23 protein-coding genes are annotated in these 23,848 nt (G+C 63.3%); 19 read left to right on the top strand and 4 right to left on the bottom strand.

The annotated features are described in order from the left end of the window. The first annotated feature begins 24 nt into the window (after positions 1 to 24). The 3 genes from mutS (at position 25) to murJ (ending at position 7,175) form a co-directional block, all read left to right on the top strand. Positions 25 to 2,676: a DNA mismatch repair protein MutS gene (gene mutS, locus DYZ14_RS00430; RefSeq protein WP_154719384.1), complete on the top strand. Its 2,652-nt coding sequence runs from the start codon at positions 25 to 27 to the stop codon at positions 2,674 to 2,676. Positions 2,677 to 2,775: 99 nt separating this feature from the next. Next, on the top strand, positions 2,776 to 5,604 hold the full coding sequence (locus tag DYZ14_RS00425; protein WP_154718845.1) for a [protein-PII] uridylyltransferase: 2,829 nt from the start codon (positions 2,776 to 2,778) through the stop codon (positions 5,602 to 5,604). 2 nt (positions 5,605 to 5,606) lie between these two features. After that, on the top strand, positions 5,607 to 7,175 hold the full coding sequence (murJ, locus tag DYZ14_RS00420) for a murein biosynthesis integral membrane protein MurJ (protein ID WP_154718844.1): 1,569 nt from the start codon (positions 5,607 to 5,609) through the stop codon (positions 7,173 to 7,175). Here murJ and DYZ14_RS00415 read toward each other — a convergent pair. Next, positions 7,172 to 7,603: a YcbK family protein gene (locus tag DYZ14_RS00415; protein ID WP_154718843.1), complete on the bottom strand. Its 432-nt coding sequence runs from the start codon at positions 7,601 to 7,603 to the stop codon at positions 7,172 to 7,174. The two genes, murJ and DYZ14_RS00415, sit on opposite strands and share 4 nt — an antisense overlap. Before the next feature lie 327 nt (positions 7,604 to 7,930). Between DYZ14_RS00415 and trpS the strand changes: the two genes are divergently transcribed. The 15 genes from trpS to trmB all read left to right on the top strand — a co-directional run bounded on the left by trpS (position 7,931) and on the right by trmB (position 21,393). Beyond that, positions 7,931 to 8,995 (top strand): tryptophan--tRNA ligase, encoded by a 1,065-nt coding sequence (gene trpS / locus DYZ14_RS00410; RefSeq protein ID WP_154718842.1) that lies wholly within the window; start codon positions 7,931 to 7,933, stop codon positions 8,993 to 8,995. Positions 8,996 to 9,080: 85 nt separating this feature from the next. After that, on the top strand, positions 9,081 to 9,572 hold the full coding sequence (locus DYZ14_RS00405; protein WP_115668648.1) for a universal stress protein: 492 nt from the start codon (positions 9,081 to 9,083) through the stop codon (positions 9,570 to 9,572). Between the two features lie 111 nt (positions 9,573 to 9,683). Beyond that, positions 9,684 to 10,247, top strand: coding sequence for a NifU family protein (locus DYZ14_RS00400; protein WP_115668647.1), 564 nt, complete (start codon positions 9,684 to 9,686; stop codon positions 10,245 to 10,247). Positions 10,248 to 10,270: 23 nt separating this feature from the next. Then, positions 10,271 to 10,921, top strand: a complete 651-nt coding sequence (gene tsaB / locus DYZ14_RS00395) for a tRNA (adenosine(37)-N6)-threonylcarbamoyltransferase complex dimerization subunit type 1 TsaB (RefSeq protein ID WP_154718841.1) — start codon at positions 10,271 to 10,273, stop codon at positions 10,919 to 10,921. Positions 10,922 to 10,927: 6 nt separating this feature from the next. Next, positions 10,928 to 11,425 carry a GNAT family N-acetyltransferase gene (locus DYZ14_RS00390; protein ID WP_154718840.1) on the top strand — a complete coding sequence of 166 codons (498 nt, stop codon included), beginning with the start codon at positions 10,928 to 10,930 and terminating at the stop codon, positions 11,423 to 11,425. Between the two features lie 43 nt (positions 11,426 to 11,468). Next, the gene (locus DYZ14_RS00385; protein WP_115668644.1) at positions 11,469 to 11,897 is read left to right on the top strand and encodes a Fur family transcriptional regulator; all 429 of its coding nucleotides are present in this window, start codon (positions 11,469 to 11,471) and stop codon (positions 11,895 to 11,897) included. Positions 11,898 to 11,926: 29 nt separating this feature from the next. Continuing rightward, a complete protein-coding gene (locus DYZ14_RS00380; RefSeq protein ID WP_154718839.1) occupies positions 11,927 to 12,724 on the top strand; it encodes a lysophospholipid acyltransferase family protein in 798 nt (265 codons plus the stop codon). Positions 12,725 to 12,780: 56 nt separating this feature from the next. After that, the gene (gene miaB, locus DYZ14_RS00375) at positions 12,781 to 14,187 is read left to right on the top strand and encodes a tRNA (N6-isopentenyl adenosine(37)-C2)-methylthiotransferase MiaB (protein WP_154718838.1); all 1,407 of its coding nucleotides are present in this window, start codon (positions 12,781 to 12,783) and stop codon (positions 14,185 to 14,187) included. 39 nt (positions 14,188 to 14,226) lie between these two features. Beyond that, entirely contained in the window at positions 14,227 to 15,282 is a 1,056-nt protein-coding gene (locus tag DYZ14_RS00370; protein WP_154718837.1) for a PhoH family protein, read from the top strand. 14 nt (positions 15,283 to 15,296) lie between these two features. Beyond that, positions 15,297 to 15,803 (top strand): rRNA maturation RNase YbeY, encoded by a 507-nt coding sequence (gene ybeY, locus DYZ14_RS00365; RefSeq protein ID WP_154718836.1) that lies wholly within the window; start codon positions 15,297 to 15,299, stop codon positions 15,801 to 15,803. Positions 15,804 to 15,815: 12 nt separating this feature from the next. Beyond that, positions 15,816 to 17,027 carry a transporter associated domain-containing protein gene (locus DYZ14_RS00360; RefSeq protein WP_154718835.1) on the top strand — a complete coding sequence of 404 codons (1,212 nt, stop codon included), beginning with the start codon at positions 15,816 to 15,818 and terminating at the stop codon, positions 17,025 to 17,027. 102 nt (positions 17,028 to 17,129) lie between these two features. Beyond that, the gene (gene lnt, locus DYZ14_RS00355; protein WP_154718834.1) at positions 17,130 to 18,719 is read left to right on the top strand and encodes an apolipoprotein N-acyltransferase; all 1,590 of its coding nucleotides are present in this window, start codon (positions 17,130 to 17,132) and stop codon (positions 18,717 to 18,719) included. A gap of 146 nt (positions 18,720 to 18,865) precedes the next feature. After that, positions 18,866 to 19,285 (top strand): helix-turn-helix domain-containing protein, encoded by a 420-nt coding sequence (locus tag DYZ14_RS00350; RefSeq protein WP_115668639.1) that lies wholly within the window; start codon positions 18,866 to 18,868, stop codon positions 19,283 to 19,285. Positions 19,286 to 19,448: 163 nt separating this feature from the next. Next, positions 19,449 to 20,687, top strand: coding sequence for a methionine adenosyltransferase (gene metK / locus DYZ14_RS00345; protein WP_154718833.1), 1,239 nt, complete (start codon positions 19,449 to 19,451; stop codon positions 20,685 to 20,687). Between the two features lie 4 nt (positions 20,688 to 20,691). After that, entirely contained in the window at positions 20,692 to 21,393 is a 702-nt protein-coding gene (trmB, locus tag DYZ14_RS00340; protein WP_154718832.1) for a tRNA (guanosine(46)-N7)-methyltransferase TrmB, read from the top strand. Positions 21,394 to 21,402: 9 nt separating this feature from the next. Here the strand turns inward: trmB and DYZ14_RS00335 are convergent, their stop codons facing one another. Further along, positions 21,403 to 21,660 carry a BQ00720 family protein gene (locus tag DYZ14_RS00335; protein WP_115668636.1) on the bottom strand — a complete coding sequence of 86 codons (258 nt, stop codon included), beginning with the start codon at positions 21,658 to 21,660 and terminating at the stop codon, positions 21,403 to 21,405. A 44-nt stretch (positions 21,661 to 21,704) separates the two neighbouring features. Further along, positions 21,705 to 21,926 (bottom strand): hypothetical protein, encoded by a 222-nt coding sequence (locus DYZ14_RS00330; RefSeq protein ID WP_154718831.1) that lies wholly within the window; start codon positions 21,924 to 21,926, stop codon positions 21,705 to 21,707. Between the two features lie 29 nt (positions 21,927 to 21,955). On the opposite strand from DYZ14_RS00330, the gene DYZ14_RS00325 reads away from it, so the two are divergent. Then, positions 21,956 to 22,900 carry a nucleoside hydrolase gene (locus DYZ14_RS00325; RefSeq protein WP_154718830.1) on the top strand — a complete coding sequence of 315 codons (945 nt, stop codon included), beginning with the start codon at positions 21,956 to 21,958 and terminating at the stop codon, positions 22,898 to 22,900. A 38-nt stretch (positions 22,901 to 22,938) separates the two neighbouring features. Here DYZ14_RS00325 and DYZ14_RS00320 read toward each other — a convergent pair whose 3' ends face one another. After that, positions 22,939 to 23,838: a ribokinase gene (locus DYZ14_RS00320; RefSeq protein ID WP_154718829.1), complete on the bottom strand. Its 900-nt coding sequence runs from the start codon at positions 23,836 to 23,838 to the stop codon at positions 22,939 to 22,941. Positions 23,839 to 23,848: the final 10 nt, after the last annotated feature.

The raw sequence follows: 23,848 nt of genomic DNA, 5'->3' as shown, positions 1-23,848 counted from the left end.
GAAAGTCGCGCGTCGGCGACCCCGATGATGGAACAGTATATCGAGATCAAGGCCAACAATCCGGGCAGCCTGCTGTTCTACCGGATGGGCGATTTCTATGAGCTGTTCTTCGAGGATGCCGTCGACGCCTCGCGGGCGCTCGGCATCACGCTGACCCGGCGCGGCCAGCATCTGGGCCAGGACATCCCGATGTGCGGCGTGCCGGTCCATGCCGCCGACGACTACCTGCAAAAGCTGATCTCGCTCGGTTTCCGCGTCGCGGTCTGCGAACAGGTGGAAGATCCCGCCGAGGCGAAGAAGCGCGGATCGAAGTCGGTGGTCAAGCGCGACGTCGTGCGTCTGGTGACCCCCGGCACGCTGACCGAGGAGAGGCTGCTTTCGCCATCGGAATCGAACTACCTGATGGCGCTTGCCCGCATCCGGGGCGGTGCGACCCCGCAATTGGCGATCGCCTGGATCGACATCTCGACCGGCATCTTCCGTCTCGCCGAGACCGACGAGGGGCGCCTGCTCGCGGATATTCTCCGGATCGAGCCGCGCGAACTGATCGTCGCCGACACGCTGTTCTTCGATCCCGAGCTGAAACCCGCCTTCGACGTGCTGGGCCGCGTGGTGGTGCCCCAGCCGGCGGTGCTGTTCGACAGCGCGACGGCGGAAGGGCGCATCGCCCGCTATTTCGGCGTCAAGACGCTGGATGGTTTCGGCACGTTCAGCCGCGCCGAGATTGCTGCCGCCGCCGCCGCCGTTGCCTATGTCGAGAAGACCCAGATCTCCGAACGCCCGCCGCTTGGGCTTCCCGAGCGCCAGAGTGCCGCCTCCACGCTGTTCATCGACCCGGCCACGCGTGCCAATCTCGAGCTGGTGAAGACGCTGTCGGGCGATCGCAACGGCTCGCTGCTGAAAGCCATCGACCGGACGGTAACCGGCGGCGGCGCCCGCCTTTTGGCCGAGCGACTGATGTCACCGTTGACCGATCCGGAGCAGATTGCCGGACGGCAGGATTCCGTCGCCTTCATGCTGTCCGAGCCGTCGCTCTCCGACCGGCTGCGCGACGGCCTCAAACGCGTGCCGGACATGCCGCGCGCGCTCTCGCGCCTGGCGCTCGATCGCGGGGGGCCGCGGGATCTCGGCGCGATCCTGCAGGGGATCGTCACGGCCGGCGAGGTCGCGGCGCTGCTGGGCAGTGCGGTTCTTCCCGAAGAACTCGCCGCAGCCGTTGCGGATCTCAAGGTCTTGCCCAAGGCGCTTGCCGACCTACTCGGCGCGAAGCTGGCAGATGACCTGCCGCTGCTGAAGCGGGACGGTGGCTTCCTCAAGGCCGGTGCCCTCCCCGAGCTAGACGAGGTGCGGGCACTGCGCGACCAGTCGCGCCGGGTGGTCGCCGGCCTGCAACTGCAATATGCCGAGGAGACCGGCATCAAGTCGCTGAAGATCAAGCACAACAACGTGCTCGGCTATTTCATCGAGGTGACCGCCGGCAATTCCGGAACGATGACGGAAGGGGAGGCGGCCAAGGCCCGCTTCATCCATCGCCAGACCATGGCAAGCGCCATGCGCTTCACCACGACCGAGCTTGCCGATCTCGAAACCCGCATCGCCAATGCCGCCGGCCAGGCGCTGTCGATCGAACTCGAGGCCTTCGAGCGGATGACGGCGGAGGTGGTCGCCGCCGCCGAGCCGATCAAGGCGGCGGCGCGGGCGCTCGCCGTGATCGACGTTGCCGCCGGGCTGGCCGCCCTTGCCGAGGAGCAGGGCTATTGCCGGCCGCTGGTCGATGACAGCCGAATGTTCTCGATCGTCGCCGGTCGCCATCCGGTGGTCGAACAGGCGCTGCGCCGCCAGTCGGCGAACCCCTTCATCGCCAATGACTGCAATCTCTCGCCGTCGGAGACGGGCTCGGACGGCGCGATCTGGCTGCTGACCGGCCCCAACATGGGCGGTAAATCGACCTTCCTGCGGCAGAACGCGCTGATCGCCATCCTGGCGCAGATGGGCTCCTTCGTGCCGGCGGGTGCTGCCCATATCGGCGTGGTCGATCGCCTGTTCTCCCGCGTTGGTGCTTCCGACGATCTGGCGCGCGGCCGCTCCACCTTCATGGTCGAGATGGTCGAGACGGCGGCGATCCTCAACCAGGCGACCGAGCGCTCGCTCGTCATCCTCGACGAAATCGGCCGTGGCACGGCGACTTTCGACGGCCTGTCGATCGCCTGGGCGGCGGTCGAGCATTTGCATGAGGTCAATCGCTGCCGCTCGCTGTTTGCCACCCATTTCCATGAACTGACGGTGCTGTCGGAAAAGCTCGAGCGCCTTTCCAACGTCACCATGCGGGTGAAGGAATGGGACAATGACGTGATCTTCCTGCACGAAGTCGGCCCAGGCGCCGCCGACCGTTCCTATGGCATTCAGGTGGCGCGCCTTGCCGGTCTGCCGGCTTCCGTCGTCGCCCGGGCGCGTGATGTGCTGACCCGTCTGGAGGATGCCGATCGCAAGAATCCGGCAAGTTCGCTGATCGACGACCTGCCCTTGTTCCAGGTGGCGGTGCGCCGTGAGGAGGCGAAAAAGGCAGGGCCGTCCAAGGTCGAGGAAATGCTGAAAGGCCTTGATCTCGACGACATGACACCGCGCCAGGCGCTCGACGCGCTGTATGACCTGAGGAAACAACTTGGCAAGCCTTGAGGGCTAATATCCCTGTCCAAGGCGCCCGAAAGGCGTTATAGCGCCATCCGTCGCCGGCCTTCGGGCAGGCCGACAAGCCGAAGAAAGCATGCCGCAACAATGGCCATGACCGAACTCGAATACGGCGACCTGCTCGACGTCGCCGCCCTCAAGGCTGACTGCGAGGCCGTCGCGCTCGCGCATTCCGGCCACCTGCTCGACATCCGGGCCGGGCTCTTGCCGATCCTCAAGAAGGTCAGCGCCGACGGCCGGGAACTGGCCAAGGAAAAGCTGTTCCAGGATGGCAGCGGGATCAATTGCGCCCGGCGGATCTCCTGGATTCAGGACCAGCTGATTTCGGTGATCTTCGATCTCGTCGTGCGCCACGTCTATCGCGACAAGGCCGACATGGTCGCGGTCTCGGCGGTCGGCGGCTATGGCCGCGGCACACTGGCACCGGGTTCTGATATCGACCTCCTGTTCCTGACGCCTCCCAAGCTGACGGCGGACATGCACAAGGCGGTCGAGTTCATGCTCTACCTGTTGTGGGACATCGGCTTCAAGGTCGGCCATGCGACCCGCACCGTGGATGAGTGCATGCGCCTGTCGAAGGACGACATGACGATCCGCACGGCCATTCTGGAGACGCGTTTCGTCTGCGGCCAGGAGGCACTCGTCACCGAACTGCAGCGCCGCTTCGACCAGGAAGTGACCAACAACACCGCCCCGGAATTCATCGCCGCCAAGCTGGCCGAACGGGACGAACGTCATCGCAAGGCGGGGGACAGCCGCTATCTGGTCGAGCCCAATGTCAAGGAAGGCAAGGGCGGGCTGCGTGACCTGCAAACGCTGTTCTGGATCGCCAAATATCGCTACCACATCCGCGACGCCGGCGATCTCGTCCGGCTTGGTGTGCTGTCCCGCCAGGAATGGCGCCTGTTCGAGAAGGCCGACGACTTCCTCTGGGCGGTGCGTTGTCACATGCACTACCTGACCGGCAAGCCGGAGGAACGCCTCTATTTCGATATCCAGCCGGAGATCGCCCGCAATCTCGGCTACCAGCCACGCCCCGGTCTTTCCGCCGTCGAGCGCTTCATGAAGCACTATTTCCTCGTCGCCAAGGATGTCGGCGACCTGACGCGTATCTTCTGCGCGACACTCGAGGAGCAGCAGGCCAAGGCGGCGCCGGGCCTCTCCGGCGTGATCGGGCGTTTTGCCAATCGCGCCCGCAAACTCCCGGGCACGCCGGAATTCATCGAGGACCGCGGGCGGATCGCGCTTGCCGACCCGGATGTCTTCAAGCGCGATCCTGTGTCGATCATGCGGCTCTTTCACGTCGCCGACCTGAAAGGGTTGGAATTCCATCCCGACGCGCTAAGGGCCGTGACCCGCTCGCTGGCGCTGATCGACCACGACTTCCGCGAGAACGAGGAGGCGAACCGCCTCTTCCTTGCCATCCTCACGTCGCGCCGTGATCCGGGCTTCGTGCTGCGGCGGATGAACGAGGCCGGCGTGCTCGGCCGTTTCATCCCCGAATTCGGCAAGATCGTCTCGATGATGCAGTTCAACATGTATCACCACTACACCGTCGACGAGCACCTCATCCGCACCGTGGAAGTGCTGGCCGAGATCGACAAGGGCAAGGCCGAGGACATTCATCCGCTGTCGGCCAAGGTGCTGCCGAGCATCGAGGATCGCCAGGCCTTCTATGTGGCCGTCCTGCTGCATGATGTCGCCAAGGGGCGCCAGGAGGATCATTCGATCGCCGGCGCCAAGGTGGCACGCAAGCTCTGCCCGCGCTTCGGCCTCAATGCCAAGCAGACCGAGCTCGTCGCCTGGCTGATCGAGCAGCATCTCCTGATGTCCATGGTCGCCCAGACCCGCGACCTGCACGACCGCAAGACGATCACGGACTTCGCCGAGAAGGTCCAGTCGCTCGATCGGTTGAAGATGCTGCTGGTCCTGACCGTCTGCGACATCCGCGCGGTCGGACCGGGCGTCTGGAACGGCTGGAAGGGCCAGTTGCTGCGCACGCTTTACTACGAGACGGAATTGCTCCTGTCCGGCGGCTTCTCCGAAGTGTCGCGCAAGGAGCGGGCCAAGCACGCGGCCGAAATGCTGACGCAGGCGCTCGGCGACTGGAGCCAGAAGGACCAGAAGACCTATACCAAGCTGCACTACGAGCCCTATCTGCTCTCCGTGGAACTGGAAGACCAGGTGCGCCACGCCCATTTCATCCGTGAAGCGGACAAGGCCGGCAAGGCGCTGGCGACCATGGTTCGCACCCACTCCTTCCATGCGATCACCGAGATCACGGTGCTCTCGCCGGACCATCCGCGCCTGTTGTCGATCATCGCCGGCGCCTGTGCCGCAGCCGGTGCCAACATCGCCGATGCACAGATCTTCACCACCTCCGACGGCCGGGCGCTCGACACCATTCTGGTCAACCGCGAGTTCCCCATCGACGAGGACGAGATGCGGCGTGCCGCAACCATCGGCAAGATGATCGAAGACGTGTTGTCGGGCCGCAAGCGCCTGCCGGAAGTGATTGCCACCCGCAGCAAGGGCAAGAAGAAGAACAAGACCTTCCCGGTCCAGCCGCATGTGACGATCTCGAACACGCTGTCGAACAAGTTCACCGTCGTCGAAGTCGAATGCCTCGACCGCATCGGCCTGCTTGCGGAAATCACCGCGGTCCTCTCCGACCTGTCGCTCGACATCCACTCGGCCCGCATCACCACCTTCGGCGAAAAGGTCATCGACACCTTCTACGTCACCGACCTGGTCGGCCAGAAGGTGACCAACGAGAACCGCCAGGCGAGCATCGTCACCCAGCTGAAGGCTGTCATGGCCGAGCAGGGCGACGAACTGCGTGACCGGATGCCGTCCGGCATCATCGCCCAGGCCGTCCAGCGCGCCGTGCCGGTCCAGAAGAAGGCCAAGGTCTGACCATGGGGCTGGTGAAGAAGTTCATGACCGTCGGCGGTGCGACGCTCGGCAGCCGCGTCTTCGGCTTTGCCCGCGAAACACTGATGGCGGCAGCACTCGGCACCGGGCCCATGGCCGACGTCTTCTATGCCGCCTTCCGCTTTCCCAACCTCTTTCGCCGGCTTTTTGCCGAAGGCGCTTTCAACGCCGCCTTTGTGCCGCTGTTTGCCAAGGAGATCGAGGCCAACGGCGTTGACGGTGCCAAGCGCTTCTCCGAGGAAGTCTTCGGCGTCCTCTTCACCGTGCTTTTGCTCATCACCATCGTCATGGAGCTATCCATGCCGCTGCTGGTGCAATGGGTGATCGCGCCCGGCTTTTCCGATGATCCGGTCAAATATTCCCTGACGGTGCGCCTTGCGGCGGTCATGTTCCCTTATCTGATGTGCATGTCGCTGACCGCCATGCTGTCCGGCATGTTGAATTCGCTGCATCACTTCTTCGCAGCCGCCATCGCTCCGGTCTTTCTCAACATTCTGATGATCGGCGCCCTTCTCTGGGCGCTCTATACAGGTGCCGATCCGGCGATGACCGCCTGGTATCTCTCCTGGTCGGTTCTCGCCGCTGGCGTGTTGCAGATGGCGGTCGTCTATGCCGGCGTGCGCCATGCCGGCATCAGTCTTTCCTTCAAGTTCCCGCGCTTCACGCCGAACGTGAAACGCCTGCTGGTGCTGGCCGTTCCAGCGGCGGTGACGGGCGGCATCACCCAGATCAACCAGCTGATCGGCCAGGCGATCGCCTCGGGCAAGGAAGGGGCGATCGCCGCCCTGCAATATGCCGACCGCATCTACCAGTTGCCGCTCGGCGTCGTCGGCGTGGCGGTCGGCGTGGTGCTCCTGCCCGAGCTCGCACGCGCGCTGAAGGCCGGTCACATGAAGGAAGCCGGCAACATCCAGAACCGCTCGATGGAATTCGTTCTGTTCCTGACCCTGCCGGCCGCAGCCGCGCTCTGGGTCCTGTCGGACGAGATCATCCGCGTGCTCTACGAGCGTGGCGCCTTCACGCAGGAGAACACCACGGTCGTCGCCGCGATCCTGGCCATCTACGGCATCGGCCTCCCGGGCTTCGTGATGATCAAGGCGCTGCAGCCGGGCTTCTACGCCCGCGAGGATACCCGCACGCCGATGCGGTTCACCGGGATTTCCGTGGTGATCAACTCCGCCCTGGCGATCTCGCTGTTCCCAATCCTCGCCGAACGCGGCATCGCCATTGCCGAAGCGGCTGCCGGCTGGATCAATACCGTGCTGCTTTTCATAACGCTGCATCGCCGCGGTCACCTGACCTGGGAATGGGCCCTGTTCACCCGCACCCTGCGCCTGATGATCGCGGCCGCGATCATGTCGGTCATGCTGGTCTATCTGTCGGACTATTGGTCCGCTTGGCTGGCGCCGGATGCTTCGCTGCTCCATCAGCTGACAGCGCTTGGCGGCCTGGTGGCCATCGCCATGGTCGTCTACTTCAGCATCGCCTTTGCCATTGGCGGGGCAGACATCGGCATGCTGCGGCGAAACCTGAGACGCAAGCCCAAGGCCTAGCGGCGACCGCAATGACGCCAGGTGCGTTTCGGGCCGATGTCGACATGGACGAGACCATTGCAGTACCGGCCGATGCCGCCGATCCCCGGAGCGCTGGCGGCCGCTGCCAGCACGCGTTTTTCCGACACGCCCGGCACGCGAATATCCGCCGCATAGCAGTGACTGTGCTGCGAACCGCCGGAATGTGGGCGATGACCCGACGTGATGACCGGCTTGCGGCCGGTCTTCTGCGCAATATGCGCAAGGACCCGCCTGAGCTCCTTCGGAAAGCAATTGGCCCGCACACTGACCCGCTGCAGCGTATAGGCGGCGGTGTAATCGTGCTTCAGCTTGATGACACGCCGCTCCTCCTTGTTTCCGGCGAGCGCCGCGGTGTTCAGGCTGAGCGTCAAGAGGCAGGCAAGCGCGACGCGATAAGAAATGCGCATGATATCCCCCATGGAAGGACCTTTCCTCATGAAAGGTCATCTAGGATGTGGGGAGGCATTTCATTCCTAAAAGTGACGTCAATAAGGAGGAAAATGCTCCAATTTAGGAATCTTGCTGCCGCAATGCTTAATCTGCGTTAACCTGGGTGGCGGATGCGCTGCGTTCCTGGCGCGGTTCTCAGGAAAATTCCGGGTTGAGTTCCGACCGTGCTCCAAGCTCCAGAGGCCGCAAAACTGGCCCTTGATTGTCGACCTTTCGGGGTGCATAAGCCGCTGGCTAATTTCGATCGACAGATCGGGCCCTCCACCAGCCTGTTGAGGACAATCATGGGTGAGTTCAAGCCGCTGGTCTTTTCCGGCGTTCAGCCGACCGGCAATCTCCATCTTGGCAATTATCTCGGTGCGATCCGCAAGTTCGTCGCGCTCCAGGAACATCACGACTGCATCTATTGCGTCGTCGACCTGCATGCGCTGACGGCCCAGCTCGTTCATGACGACATGCCGGGACAGATTCGCTCGATCACCGCGGCGTTTCTGGCAAGCGGCATCGATCCGAAGAACCATATCGTCTTCAACCAGTCGGCCGTGCCGCAGCATGCGGAGCTGGCCTGGATCTTCAACTGCGTTGCCCGCATCGGCTGGATGAACCGCATGACGCAGTTCAAGGACAAGGCCGGCAAGGACCGCGAGCAGGCCTCGCTCGGTCTCTACGCCTATCCGAGCCTGATGGCGGCCGACATTCTCGTCTACCGCGCCACCCATGTACCGGTCGGCGAGGACCAGAAGCAGCACCTGGAGCTGACCCGCGACATCGCAATGAAGTTCAATCTCGACTTCGTGGACCATATCCGCCGCACCGGCTACGGCATCGACATCACGGTCGGCGAAGAGCCGGTTCATGCCTATTTTCCGATGGTCGAGCCGCTGATCGAAGGCCCCGCGCCGCGCGTGATGAGCCTCAAGGACGGCACCAAGAAGATGTCGAAGTCGGATCCGTCCGACCTGTCGCGCATCAACCTGATGGACGACGCTGAAACGATCTCGAAGAAGATCCGCAAGGCCAAGACCGACCCGGACGCGCTTCCGAGCGAGACCGATGGACTGAAAGGCCGCCCCGAAGCCGACAACCTGGTCGGCATCTTCGCCGCCCTTTCCGACCGCACCAAGGAAGACGTGCTGAACGAGTTCGGCGGCCAGCAGTTTTCAGTGTTCAAGCCGGCGCTCGTCGAGCTCGCCGTCGAAGTCCTGTCGCCGGTCAACGGCGAAATGCGCCGCCTGATGGGCGACACGGCCTATATCGACGGCGTCCTGCGCGACGGCGGCGAAAGGGCGCGGGCCCGCGCGGAAAAAACCATGAAGGAAGTCCGCGACATTATCGGCTTCGTGCAGTAAAGTCGCGGGCATCCTGCGCGGCCGGAAAAAGCAAGCCAGCCGCGAATATGGCTGAAGTTCAACCCATCCTGCGGCGGGGTACCCTATGGTTTCAACACGCCTGTCACGCCTCGAAGGTCACCGACGCAAGTTCATGGCGGTGATCGACAATACGCCGGAATGCTCGCGCGCGGTGCACTATGCCGGGCGACGTGCCAAGAACTCCAATGGCGGTCTGGTGCTGATGTATGTCATCCCGGAAGGCGATTTCCAGCAATGGCTGGGCGTGGAGGAGATCATGCGGGCCGAGGCTCGCGAAGAGGCGGAGGCCGTGATGGCCAAGGCGGCGCAGACCGTGCGCGAGACGATCGGCATCGAGCCGGAGATCGTCATCCGCGAGGGAAATTCCACCGCTGCTATCAACGGGCTGATCGAGGAAGACCGCGACATCGCCATTCTCGTTCTGGCGGCAGGGTCGACCAAGGAAGGCCCGGGTCCGCTGGTTTCGATGATCGCCGGACGAGGGGCCGCCTTCCCGATCCCCGTGACCGTCCTGCCGGATTCCCTCACCAACGAGGAAATCGACGCGCTCTGCTGATCGGCCGCGTGGCAAATGTCAGATCAGGCTTGAAGGCCGTTGCGTTCAGGACTATCTTTTTTGAAGCATTCTAAATTGGACGGCGGCCCTTGAAGCCGCTCGGAGGTTCCCATGTTCATACAGACCGAAGCCACGCCGAACCCGGCGACGCTCAAGTTTCTTCCCGGCAAGGTCGTGATGGAGTCCGGCACGGCCGAATTCCGCGACGCCGATAGTGCTGCCGTCTCGCCGCTGGCGGCTCGGATCTTCTCGATTCCCGGCGTGACCGGCGTCTTCTTCGGCTATGATTTCGTCACCGTGACCAAAGACGGTCCGGAATGGCAGCATCTGAAGCCGGCGATCCTCGGCACGATCATGGAGCATTTCATGAGCGGCGCGAAGGTCATGGGCTCGGCCGCGACCGCCAATGACGAGGACGGCGACGAAGAGTTCTTCGAAGCGGGCGACGAAACGATCGTCGCGACCATCAAGGAACTGCTCGAGACTCGCGTCCGCCCGGCCGTCGCGCAGGACGGCGGCGACATCACCTTCCGCGGTTTCAAGAACGGCAAGGTCTATCTCAACATGAAGGGCGCCTGCGCCGGTTGCCCGTCCTCGACCGCGACCTTGAAGCACGGCGTGCAGAACCTGCTGCGCCATTTCGTGCCCGAGGTGCAGGAAGTCGAAGCGGTCTGACCGCGGGTCGCGAGGAGCGGGGAATGATCGTACTGGCGATCGATACGGCCGGCGTCGATTGTTCCGCGGCGGTCTATGACGGCGACGCTCATCGTCTGCTGGGTGAAGCGACCGAAATGATCGGTCGGGGCCATGCGGAAAAACTGATGGCGACGATCGATGCGGCACTCGATGCCGCCAAGATCGATCTGTCGGCGGTTGAGCGCATCGCCGTGACCATTGGCCCCGGCTCGTTCACCGGCATCCGCGTCGGCGTCGCCGCCGCGCGTGGCCTGGCGCTCTCGCTCGGCATCGAGGCCGTCGGCATATCGACGCTTTCCATTCTGGCGCACATGGTGCCAAACCAAGGGATGCCCGTCCTGGCGGCGATGGATGCCAAGCGCGGTGAAATCTATCTGCGGCGCTTTTCGGCCACGCTGGAACCGCTGGGCGCGGCAGAAATGACGTCCCTGGACGAGTTCCGCGCGCTTGCCTCTTCCGGGGAATGGCAGATCACGGGTTCCGCCGGGCCTCTTCTGTCTGACGCTGACGCAGTGACGGAGACCGACCGGTTCTCGATTTCGGTTGCCGCCATTCTCGGCGCCGAGGCGAAAGCTGCGGGCAAGCCGACGCCGCTATACTTGCGCGGACCCGATGCCAAGCCGCAGACGGGTTTTGCCGTATCCCGAGCGTGAAGACCGATGCTGGACACCTATCTCAATCGCAAACCCGAATTCGAAATCGTGCCGATGGCGGCCGAGCATTGCGCTGCGGTCGCGGAATTGCACGCTCAGCGCTTTTCCAAGGCATGGAACGACGGCGAGTTCCTCAGCCTTCTGCTCCAGCCCAATTCCTTCGGTTTCGTCGTCTGGCAGACCAATACCCTGATCTTCAAGGCCCCGTTGGCGGGTTTCGTGCTGGCCCGGGAGACGGCGGGCGAGGCGGAAATCCTGACGATTGCCGTCGGCGAAAAGTGCGCTCGCTTTGGCCTTGGATGGCGGCTGATGCAGGCGGCGATGCGTGAGGCAGGCAGCCGTGGCGGCGAAGCCATGTTCCTGGAGGTCGACGACGGCAACCAGGCCGCCCTTGGCCTCTATCGCAAGCTCGGCTTCCAGAAGGCCGGCGAGCGGCCCGCCTATTACACCGACGCAAGTGGACGGCGATCCTCCGCGCTTGTCATGCGACGCGATCTTCGATAGTTGCCTCTGTCATAAGAGTGGCACGCGCGGGAACATTCTGGTCATGAGCGAAGCACCCAAATCGCTGGAGGAACTGTGCGTCGAGCGCGGCATGCGCATGACGGAACAGCGTCGCATCATCGCGCGGATTCTCGAGGAATCCGCCGACCATCCCGATGTCGAGGAACTCTATCGCCGCTCAGTCAAGATCGACGCGAAGATCTCGATCAGTACAGTCTATCGCACCGTCAAGCTTTTCGAGGATGCCGGAATCATCGAGCGCCACGATTTCCGCGATGGCCGCTCGCGCTACGAAACCGTGCCGGAAGAACATCACGACCACCTGATCGACCTGAAGACCGGTGTTGTCATCGAATTCCATTCGCCGGAGATCGAGGCGCTGCAGGAGCGCATCGCCCGCGAGCACGGTTTTCGTCTCGTTGACCACAGGCTCGAACTCTACGGTGTGCCGCTTGCCAAGGACGAAGGCTGAACCATGCGTCCGTCAACTGGGGTGATTGCGTGATCAACTGGTTGAGGGTCGCGCTTGTCCTGCTCGTGATCGCGATCATGACTCTGCTGCTCGCGCCGATCCAGCTTCTGGCTCTCCGTTTCGACTGGAAACTGCGCCGCCGGCTTCCCCGTCTCTGGCATGGACTGGCGTGTCGACTGATCGGCATCCGCATCCGCTCCCACGGCAGGCTGGAGCGCCATCGTCCGCTGATGATTGCCGCCAACCACGCCTCGTGGAAGGACATCCTTGTGCTCGGCGCACTTGCCGACGTCGTCTTCATCGCCAAGACCGAGGTTTCCGGCTGGCCGATCTTCGGCCTCCTCGCCAGGATGCAGAAGAGCATTTTCGTCGTGCGTGAGGAAAAGCGCCGCACCGGCGACCAGGTGAGCGAGATTGCCGAGCGCATGGCCGACGGCGAGATCGTCGTCCTGTTCCCGGAGGGGACGACCTCCGACGGAAACCGCGTTCTCGATGTGAAGACCTCCCTGTTCGGTGCCGCCGCCGCCGCTCTGCCGCTCGCCCCCGAAGGTGTCGTCTATGTCCAGCCCGTGGCGATCGCCTATACGCGGGTGCATGGCATGCCGATGGGACGCTACCACCGGCCGCTGGCCGGCTGGCCGGGCGATGTCGGCATGGTGCCGCATCTCCTCGGCGTGCTGAAGGCGGGCGCGATCGATGTTGACGTCAGCTTCGGCGAAGTCGTCGAGTATCGCCAGGGCGGAAATCGCAAGCAGGTTGCGGCGCTGGTGGAAAAGCGAATCCGCAGCATGTTGCTCGACCATCTGCGCGGCCGGCTGTGGCGCTAGGGGCCGCCTGGCATTTTTCGGTTTAATCCGCCGGCAAAAACCACTAAATAGCCCGCATGACACAGGACACCGCACTTCTTGCCGCCACGGATCAGCCGCAAGGCGCCACCGCCCTTGCCGAGCGCAAGGTCTTCATCAAGACCTATGGCTGCCAGATGAACGTCTATGATTCCGGCCGCATGTCCGATGCGCTGGCCGCCGAGGGCTATGTCGCCACGGAGACCATGGACGATGCCGATCTGGTTCTCCTGAACACCTGCCATATCCGCGAAAAGGCCGCCGAAAAGGTCTATTCGGCGCTCGGCCGGCTGCGCGAGACGAAGAAGGCCCGCGCCGCCGAGGGCCGCGAGTTCATGATCGGCGTCGCCGGCTGCGTCGCCCAGGCGGAGGGCGACGAGATCGCCCGCCGGGAACCCGCCGTCGACGTGGTAATCGGTCCGCAGACCTACCATCGCCTGCCCCAGGCGCTTAAGCGCGCGCGATCCGGCGAGCGGGTGGTCGACACCGAATACGCGCTCGAAGACAAGTTCGAGCATCTGCCGGACCCGACCAGGGTGAAGGGCAGGGCGCGCAGCGTGACCGCTTTCCTCACCGTGCAGGAGGGCTGCGACAAGTTCTGCACCTTCTGCGTGGTGCCCTATACGCGCGGTTCGGAGGTTTCCCGCCCGATCGCACAGATCGTCTCGGAAGCCGAAAAACTGGTCGCCGCCGGCGTTCGCGAACTGACCCTGCTTGGCCAGAACGTCAATGCCTGGCATGGCACGGATGCAGCCGGCCGGGCGATCGGGCTTGGCGACCTGCTATACCGGCTGGCGGAGATACCGGGGCTGGCCCGTCTGCGCTACACCACAAGCCATCCGCGCGACATGGATGACCGGCTGATCGAGGCGCATCGCGATCTCAGAATGCTGATGCCCTATCTGCACCTGCCGGTGCAGGCCGGCTCCGATCGTATCCTCAAGGCGATGAACCGCCGCCACAATGCCGCGGACTACATCGCTCTGGTCGAGCGTATCCGCGCGGCCCGTCCGGACATTGCCTTGTCCGGCGATTTCATCGTCGGTTTCCCCGGCGAGACGGAGGCGGATTTTCAGGCGACGATGGATCTGGTCGAAACCATTGGCTACGCCCAGGCCTATTCGTTCAAATATTCGACGCGTCCCGGAACGCCGGGTGCCGATCTGCCGGACCACGTGGCCGAGGATGTGAAGACCGAACGCCTCGCCAGGCTGCAGGAATTGTTGCTGAAACAGCAGCAGGATTTCTCCCGCTCCTTGATTGGCCGCGAAATCGACTTACTTCTGGAAAAGCCCGGTCGCATGCCCGGTCAGTTGATCGGTCGGTCTCCCTGGCTGCAATCTGTGAATGTTGATGCAAACACGTCGAAAATCGGTGACATTATCAATGTACGAATCACCGCAGCCGGCCCGAACAGCTTGTTTGCCGAGGTGGCAGAGGGTTAGAGTGAGGGCCAGAACCTGATCGCACAGGAGCCTGATCGCTTGAACCCACAAGAAGTGATTACTTCATCTTCACGCAACCTCCATGCCGCCGTGACCGACGCCAATCACTTCATCTTGACGTTCGAGAACAATAGGTTCGCCAGTGAGCTCTTCGGTCAGTTCGACCAGAACCTCAAGCTGCTGGAGGATCGACTGCAGATCCAGGCGCGGGCGCGGGGCAATTCCGTATCGATTTCCGGTGAACTGCTTGCGACCAACCAGGCGCGCCGCGCGCTGGATTTCCTCTATGCCCGGCTGCAAAGCGGCGGCTCGGTGGAAGCCTCCGACGTCGAGGGGGCGATCCGCATGGCGGTAGCCGCCGACGATCAGTTGACGCTGCCGACGATGGAGCGCAAGGCCAAGCTGTCCATGGCGCAGATCGCCACGCGCAAGAAGACGGTCTCCGCTCGCACGCCGACGCAGGACGTCTATATGCGGGCGCTCGAGCGCTCGGAACTGGTCTTCGGCGTCGGTCCCGCCGGGACGGGCAAGACCTATCTGGCGGTCGCCCATGCGGCACAATTGCTGGAACGCGGCGCGGTCGACCGCATCATCCTGTCGCGTCCGGCCGTCGAAGCCGGCGAACGCCTCGGCTTCCTGCCCGGCGACATGAAGGAGAAGGTCGACCCCTATCTGCGGCCGCTCTATGACGCGCTCTACGACATGATGCCCGGCGACAAGGTCGAGCGGGCGATCACCGCCGGCGTCATCGAGATCGCGCCGCTCGCCTTCATGCGTGGCCGCACGCTGGCCAATGCCGCGGTCATTCTCGACGAGGCCCAGAACACCACGTCGATGCAGATGAAGATGTTCCTCACGCGTCTCGGCGAGAATGCGCGGATGATCGTTACCGGCGATCCGAGCCAGGTCGACCTGCCGCGCGGGGTGAAGTCGGGCCTGGTCGAGGCGCTGCAGATCCTCAAGGGGGTGGAGGGAGTGTCCTTCGTGCGTTTCAAGGATGTCGATGTCGTGCGCCATCCGCTGGTCGGGCGCATCGTGCGGGCCTATGATGCGCAATATGCCGTCCAGGACGAAAGCGAGCAGACCGACCGCTAGGCCGGATACCGATGATGCCGAAACTCGACATACAGATCGCCATCGAAGCCGAGGGCTGGGCGCAGGAAGCGGAACTGGAAAGCCTGGCGGGCAAAGTGCTGGAGACGGCTGCGGAATATTTGCGCAGCGAGGAAAAACAGCTCTTTCCCGCCATGCCGATCGAGGTGTCGCTGGTTTTCTCCAACGACGAGCAGGTGCGGGCGGTCAATGCGGAATGGCGCGGGCAGGACAAGCCGACCAACGTGCTTTCCTTTCCCGCCTTTCCGCTCGTCCCCGGCGGAAAGCCCGGCCCGATGCTCGGCGACATCATCATCGCGCGCGAGACCGTTGAGCGCGAAGCGGTCGATCTCGAAAAGAGCTTCACCGACCATCTGACCCATCTGATGGTCCACGGTTTTCTGCATCTCTTCGGCTATGACCACATGGACGGCGAGGAAGCGGAAATAATGGAGAGCCTTGAGACTCGCATTTTGGCCTCACTTGGATTATCTGATCCCTATGCGGGCCAGGACCCGGTTTGACAGTTTGGAATAATGAGCGATTTTGCGACAAGACTGGCCTCCGAGGCCAATGAGGGATCCGACGGTTCCTCTTCCGACGAGGGCGGAAGTCCTTCCAGGCCGGAAACTTCCGGCCGAACCCACACTTCCTTCTGGGCTCGCGCCGCGCGAATCCTGCGGCCGCCGCAGACATCGAGCCTTCGCGAAGACCTGACCGACGCGCTGAAGGCCGACGCCGGAACGAGCGATGTCTTCACCCCTGAAGAACGGGCAATGCTCCACAATATCCTGCGTTTCCGCGAGGTGCGGGTCGAGGATGTGATGGTGCCGCGGGTCGACATCGAGGCGGTGGATCAAAATATCAGCATCGGCGAATTGATGGTCCTGTTCGAGGAATCCGGACGCTCGCGCATGCCGGTCTATTGCGAGACGCTCGACGATCCCCGCGGCATGGTGCATATCCGCGATCTTCTGTCCTACGTCACCAAGCAGGCCCGCAACAAGCGGCGCAACGGGTCACGCGCGGCGTCGTCCGCCGGCGACAAGTCGGTGGCGGACAAGGCCGACAAGTCCGACAAGGCGGATAAGGCCCCGCGCGCCGCCAAGACCGATTTCGATCTCGGTCGCGTCGATCTGTCGAAGACCGTGGCCGAATGCGGCATCGTCCGCTCGATCCTGTTCGTGCCGCCTTCGATGCTTGCTTCCGACCTGTTGAGCCGCATGCAGACGGCCCGCACCCAGATTGCCCTGGTGATCGACGAATATGGCGGCACCGACGGTCTGGTTTCGCATGAGGACATCGTCGAAATGGTCGTCGGCGATATTGACGACGAACATGACGACGAGGAGGCCATGTTCAGCCGGATGTCGGACGATGTTCTGGTGGCCGATGCCCGCGTCGAACTGGAGGAGATCGCCGAGGCGATCGGTCCCGATTTCGAGATTCGCGAGAAGCTCGACGACGTCGACACGCTGGGCGGTCTGATCTTCGCCGCGCTCGGACGTATTCCGGCTCGTGGCGAGGTGGTCCAGGCGCTGTCGGGCTTCGAGTTTCACATCCTCGATGCCGACCCTCGCCGCATCAAGCGCGTACGCATCGTTCGCAAGCGTCCGTCGGCGCGCCGGCGCCTGGCCAAGGGCGATGTCGAGGCGCCGCTCAAGGCCGCAAGAGCGCGGGCGGCGGTGCCGAATGCCGTGCCTCCCGCCGACTCGGCGCTTTCCACCGAGACCGACAAGACCGCCTGACCCTGTTTGGATCAGGCGATCCCTTCCCTATCCGCACGACAAGTCCGGTGTTTTTTGGAACACTGCGGGCAGATTGATTCGGGGCGACGGGAAAGGGACGGGATGGAACGGCTGGCCGGAAGGATCATGCTGCTCGCAGGAGCGAAACGCGCACTCCTTGCGTTTCTCGCCGGTGCGCTCGGGGCCTTGGCGCTGCCGCCCTTCGGCTTCTTCGCAGTCCTGTTCGTTTCCTTTCCGCTATTGGTGTGGCTGCTCGACGGTGTCTCGGGCAATCCTGATCGGGCCCATTCCTACGGCCTTCGATCCGCCTTCGTCATTGGTTGGCTATTCGGCTTCGGCTATTTCGTTGCCGGCCTGTGGTGGCTCGGCAATGCACTGCTGATCGAGGCGGAGGACTTCGCCTGGGCGCTTCCGCTGGCCGTCCTGGGCTTGCCGGCGGTGCTTGCCCTGTTCTACGGACTGGCGACCCTGTTCGTCCGGTTGCTATGGTCGGATGGGATCGGTCGGATCGCGGCACTGGCCGCCGGCTTCGGTCTGGCCGAATGGCTCCGCAGCTTTGTCGCCACCGGCTTCCCGTGGAATGCGATCGGTTACGGCGCGATGCCGATCCCGCTGATGATGCAATCGGCCGCCCCGCTCGGATTGTTCGGCGTGAGCACATTGGCGGTCCTTGTCTTCTCGGTTCCGGCACTGCTGGGGACCCGCAAGGGTCTGCTGCCGGGGCTCGCCCTGGCGGGGCTGCTGTTTGGCGCCCACCTCGGCTTTGGCGCCTACATGCTGGGACAGTCTCTGCCGAGCGGTGAGAAGACGCTGACGGTGCGGCTCGTCCAGCCGGTGATCGACCAGGCGCGCAAGCTCGAAAACGCCGACCGGATCGACATATTCAACCAGCACCTGGAATTGTCCGCCGAGCCGGTAGAGGAGGGAAAGCCGCAGCCCGATGTGATCGTCTGGCCGGAAACCTCCATTCCCTTCATCCTGACCGAGCATCCCGACGCCCTGGCGCGGATCGCCGATGTGCTGAAGGACGGGCAGGTGCTGGTGAGCGGCGCCGTGCGCGCCGAGGAGCAGGGGGCAGGGCAGGCGCCGCGCTATTATAATTCCGTCTACGTGATCGATGACAAGGGGCAGATCCTGTCGGCATCCGACAAGGTTCACCTGACGCCGTTCGGCGAATATGTTCCCTATGAGGATGTGCTGCGCCGGGTCGGCTTCGACAACCTCGTGAGCCTGCCCGGCGGATTCTCGGCGGCCTCGGATCGGTCGCTGCTCCCGCTTCCCTCCGGCGTCGGACTCTATCCGCTGATCTGCTACGAGATCATTTTTCCCGACGAGATCGACATTCCGGCGGGCGAGGCCGGAGCGATCCTCAATCTGACGAACGACGCCTGGTTCGGCGCGACCCCAGGCCCCTATCAGCACTTCCTCCAGGCCAGAATCCGCGCCGTCGAGGCCGGTCTGCCGCTCATTCGCAGTGCCAATAACGGCATTTCCGCCATCGTCGATGTCCGCGGGCGTATCATTTCTGGGGTGGCGCTGAACGCCAGAGGGGCGGCAGATGCAACCATCGGGTTAGTGCCTGTTTCAAAATGGAACAATGCCGACCGATCGATAAACTTCTGGTTGATTGTGCTTGCCATGGTATTGGCTGCGCTGATTTCACGCATGGGTTTTATTTTCCGGACGAATTGACCAAAAACCCCTAAAATTGCATAGTGGATTGAACCATAGGTCCGTACGTATGCTTAAAGTTCCTGAACGGCGTGTGCAACGCCACGTTATGGTCCGTCCGGAGCAGAGGGTTATGGTGCAATGCCAACACTTGTCAGGATCGCAACATGATTGAGAATAAGAAGAAGCCGAACCCGATCGACATCCATGTCGGCAGCCGGATTCGCCTTCGCCGTACCATGCTGGGTATGAGCCAGGAGAAGCTGGGCGAAAGCCTCGGCATCACCTTCCAGCAGATCCAGAAATACGAAAAAGGCACCAATCGCGTCGGCGCCAGCCGGCTGCAGAACATTTCCAGCATTCTGAATGTTCCGGTTTCCTTCTTCTTCGAAGACGCGCCGGGCGATCAGGCATCGGGTGCCTCCGGCATGGCCGAAGCATCGAGCTCCAACTACGTCGTCGACTTTCTCTCCTCGTCGGAGGGGCTGCAGCTCAACCGCGCTTTCGTCAAGATCACCGACCCGAAGGTGCGTCGCAAGCTGGTGGATCTGGTCAAGGCGCTGGCTGCGGAAGCCGATGCCGACTGATTTCTGCTGCGATCGATGGAAGAGAGCGGCTCCGGCCGCTTTTTTTCTGCCCAGTGGGCCGCGGAAATGTCGATATAAAGATATATTTATGTCGTTGTCTCCTTGTTTTTCGTGCGTGAACTGACTAACAAGGGCAAGGCCTGTTCTTTGAGGGGAATCCCGCATGCGCGCGAACTATCTTTTCACCAGTGAATCTGTGTCCGAAGGTCACCCGGACAAAGTCTGTGACCGCATCTCCGACGAAATCGTCGACCTGGTTTACCGGGAAGCCGCCAAGACTGGTGAAGACCCCTGGAACGTGCGAATCGCATGCGAGACCCTGGCAACGACCAACCGCGTCGTGATCGCCGGCGAGGTTCGCCTGCCCGACAGCCTGATGAAGCTCGACAAGAACGGCGAGAAGGTCATCAATCCCTCGAAATTCAAGTCGGCCGCCCGCAAGGCGATCCGCGACATCGGCTATGAGCAGGACGGCTTCCACTGGAAGACGGCGCGCATCGACGTGCTGCTGCATTCGCAGTCCGCCCACATCGCCCAGGGCGTCGACAAGGCCGCCGACCATGACAACAGCGAAGGCGCCGGCGACCAGGGCATCATGTTCGGCTATGCCTGCCGCGAAACGCCGGACCTCATGCCGGCGCCGATCTACTACGCCCACCGCATTCTCCAGCTGCTCGCCGCCGCCCGCAAGAAGGGCGAGGGCGAGGCTGCCAAGCTCGGGCCCGACGCCAAGAGCCAGGTGACCGTGCGCTATGTCGACGGCAAGCCCTTCGAAGCGGTGTCGATCGTCCTGTCCACCCAGCATCTCGATGACAGCTGGGATTCGAACAAGGTCCGCTCGGTCGTCGAACCCTATATTCGCGAAGCGCTCGGCGACCTGAAGATCGCCGATGACTGCAAGTGGTATGTCAACCCGACCGGCAAGTTCGTCATCGGCGGCCCGGACGGCGACGCCGGCCTGACCGGCCGCAAGATCATCGTCGACACCTATGGGGGTGCTGCCCCCCATGGCGGCGGCGCCTTCTCCGGCAAGGACACCACCAAGGTCGACCGTTCGGCGGCCTACGCGGCGCGTTACCTCGCCAAGAACGTCGTGGCCGCCGGTCTTGCCGACCGCTGCACCATCCAGATCTCCTACGCGATCGGCATCGCCCAGCCGCTGTCGATCTATGTCGACCTGCATGGAACCGGCAAGGTCACCGAGGACGAGGTCGAGGCCGCGATCCGCAAGGTCATGGATCTCTCCCCGTCTGGCATCCGTCGCCATCTTGACCTGAACAAGCCGATCTATGCTAAGACGTCGGCTTACGGTCATTTCGGCCGCAAGGCAGGCCGTGACGGCTCCTTCTCCTGGGAGAAGCTCGATCTGGTCAAGCCGCTCAAGGATGCTCTCAAGGCTTGAACGAATGACGGAAGCGGAACGCAGGACACGGTCGACCGAAGCCTTCTTCGGTCGGCGAAAGGGAAAGCCCTTGCGCGACCAGCAGGTCGAGCGAATGGAAACCCTCCTGCCGGCGTTGAAGATCGACCTGGCTTCTCCAGCCCCGGTCGACATCAAGTCGCTCTTTCCGCTTGCGGTGGATAAGGTCCGCCTCGAAATCGGCTTTGGCGGCGGCGAGCATCTCGTTCATCGCGCCCGCACCAATCCCGAGACCGGATTCATCGGCGTCGAGCCCTTCGTCAACTCCATGGCCAAGCTTCTGGCCGTGGTCGAGGCCGAGGGATTGAAGAATATCCGCGTTCATGACGATGACGCCACGCAGCTGCTGGACTGGCTGCCGGACGGCTCGATCGACCAGATCGACCTCCTCTATCCGGACCCCTGGCCCAAGAAGAAGCATTGGAAACGGCGCTTCGTCTCGCAGGTCAATCTCCAGCGTTTCCATCGCGTGTTGAAGCCCGGCGGCCTGTTCTGCTTCGCCTCGGACATCGATACCTATCTGAACTGGACCCTGCAGCATTGCAGCCGACATGGCGGCTTCCAATGGACCGCGCGCAATGCGGCGGACTGGCGGACCCCGTTCTCCGGTTGGCCGGGCACGCGCTACGAAGCCAAGGCGAAGCGCGAAGGCCGCGCCTCTGCATATCTCACATTCGTTAGGTCGTGACGTCGAAGGTCAGTGCAGGCTGACCGTCTTCAATTCGTCCTCGGCTGCCTTGTAGAAGGTGCTGGAGCGATTGTCGGTCAGGAGGATCGGCGTACCGTCGGCGCCGAACAGGGCCCAGAGATCGAGGCTGGGATCGATATCCGGCGCTTCCGGAAAGCAGCGGGACACTTCCTCGGAACGCATCTTGCGGATGTATCCCACTTCGCCGGCACCGAGATGGGCCAGTTCCGACTGGGTAAGACGCGCGTTTACTTCTCTCATCAACATTCCGGTCCTCCGCCACTTCAGGGAGCTACGGCACGATCATGCCGTTAACCGTACTGTGCAGCGGAAATGTTAATTTTTCGCACCATTTTCGCCTCACGCGGGCGGAACGGGGCGATCGGGAGAGAGCCATTGCGCAAGGTGGCGCCAAACCGTTCGTGTTCCTTTTTCGGAGGATGATGCGCTTTGGCGGCGTCGATCAAGGTGAGGCGGCCGGGAGTAGCGGACACACCGTGCCGATACTTGACAAAAGCCTTGACCGGGCTCATCAGGCGACCCTTTTAACAGGATGGCGGGCATGACCGAGCGCAGGAAGATCATCATCGACACCGACCCGGGGCAGGATGACGCGGCAGCCCTGATGCTGGCCTTTGCCAGCGGGGAAGAGCTCGAGATCCTCGGGGTCACCACCGTCGCCGGCAACGTGCCCCTGGGACTGACGAGCCGGAATGCGCGGATCGTCTGCGAATTGTGCGGGCGCACCGACATCCCGGTCTATGAAGGCGCCGACAGGCCGATCGAACGCCCGCTGGTCACCGCCGAGCACGTTCACGGCAAGACGGGTCTTGATGGCGCGGTGCTCGACGAACCGACGATGCAGGTCATGCCGCAGCACGCCGTCGATTTCATCGTCGAGACGCTGCGCCGGGAGCCGGAGGGCAGCGTGACGCTGTGCACGCTCGGCCCGCTGACCAATCTCGCCATGGCGATCCGCAAGGCGCCGGACATCGCCCCGCGCATCCGCGAACTGGTGCTGATGGGAGGCGGCTTCTTCGAAGGCGGCAACATCACGCCCGCGGCCGAGTTCAATATCTATGTCGATCCTCAGGCGGCCGACATCGTCTTCAGGGCGGGAATCCCGCTCGTCATGATGCCGCTCGACGTGACCCACCAGTTGATGACCACCAAGGCCCGCGTGGCCCGGCTTGCCGCGCTCGGCACCCGCCCGGCCAAGGTCATGGTCGACTGGCTGGAGTTCTTCGAGCGCTTCGACGAGGAAAAATACGGCTCCGATGGCGGCCCGCTGCACGATCCGACCGTGATCGCCTATCTTCTCAGGCCCGAACTCTTTTCCGGCCGGCATTGCAATGTCGAGATCGAGACCACTTCGGAGCTGACGGTCGGCATGACGGTGGTCGACTGGTGGCGGGTATCGAACCGCACGCCGAATGCGCGCGTCATGCGCCATGTCGATGCCGACGGCTTCTTCGACCTGCTGATCGAGCGCTTCGCCCGCCTCTGATCCGGGATGGTGAAAAGGGGCGGCCGAAGCCGGCATCCCTAGAGATGTGGCTCGACCTCGCCGGCGGTGGGGATGGATGGCTGGGCGCCATGCTTGAGGCAGGCAAGCGACCCGGCGACGGCCGCCCGGCGAAGCGCGGCTTCGAAATCCAGTCCCTGATCCAGGCTCGCGGCCAGGTAGCCGCAGAAGGTGTCGCCCGCGCCGACCGTGTCGACCGGTTCGATCGCCAGGCCTTGGGCCCGATGGAGCTTGGAATCCCGTGCGGCGATCACGCCCTCGGCGCCGAGCGTGACGATCAGCGTCTGGCCGGTCTCTCGATGAAGTTGCATCAGGGCGTCCTCGCGCTGCGGCGCGGTCATCACACCACGCCCCGCGAAAAGCTCGAATTCGGTTTCGTTGGCGATGACGATATCGGCCATCCGCCCGAGACGGACGGCATCCGCCGTCAGAGGGGCGATGTTGAGGATGCTCGAAACGCCGCGGCCCTTCGCCTCGACCAGAGCCCGCTCCACGGCTCCTGCCGGCACTTCCAACTGCAGCATGAGAAAATCGCCCGGCTGCATGACCGCGACAGCTGCCGAGGCTTCCTGCTCGCCGACCGTGCCGTTGGCGCCCGGCACCACCGTGATCATGTTCTCGCCGTCGCCGCCGACCAGGATAAGGGCGATTCCGGTCGGTCCGCCGACGCGCCGGACGGCGCCGAGATCCGTTCCCGCTTCCTCCAAGAGGGCGAGCGCCGGCGCGGCGAATTCGTCACCCCCCACGGCGCCGACCATGCGCACGGTAGAGCCGGCCCGGCGCGCGGCCAGGGCCTGATTGGCGCCCTTGCCCCCGGCGGCGGTTGAAAAGCCGCTGCCAGCCACCGTTTCGCCCGGTTTGGGGAGCCGGGGTGTCGTGGCGATGAGGTCCATGTTGATGGAGCCGAATACGGTGATCATGCGTGTTTCC

Source organism: Ciceribacter sp. T2.26MG-112.2, from assembly GCF_900492205.1.
Taxonomy (GTDB): domain Bacteria; phylum Pseudomonadota; class Alphaproteobacteria; order Rhizobiales; family Rhizobiaceae; genus Allorhizobium; species Allorhizobium naphthalenivorans_A.
This window is presented reverse-complemented; position numbering and strand designations above follow the sequence as displayed.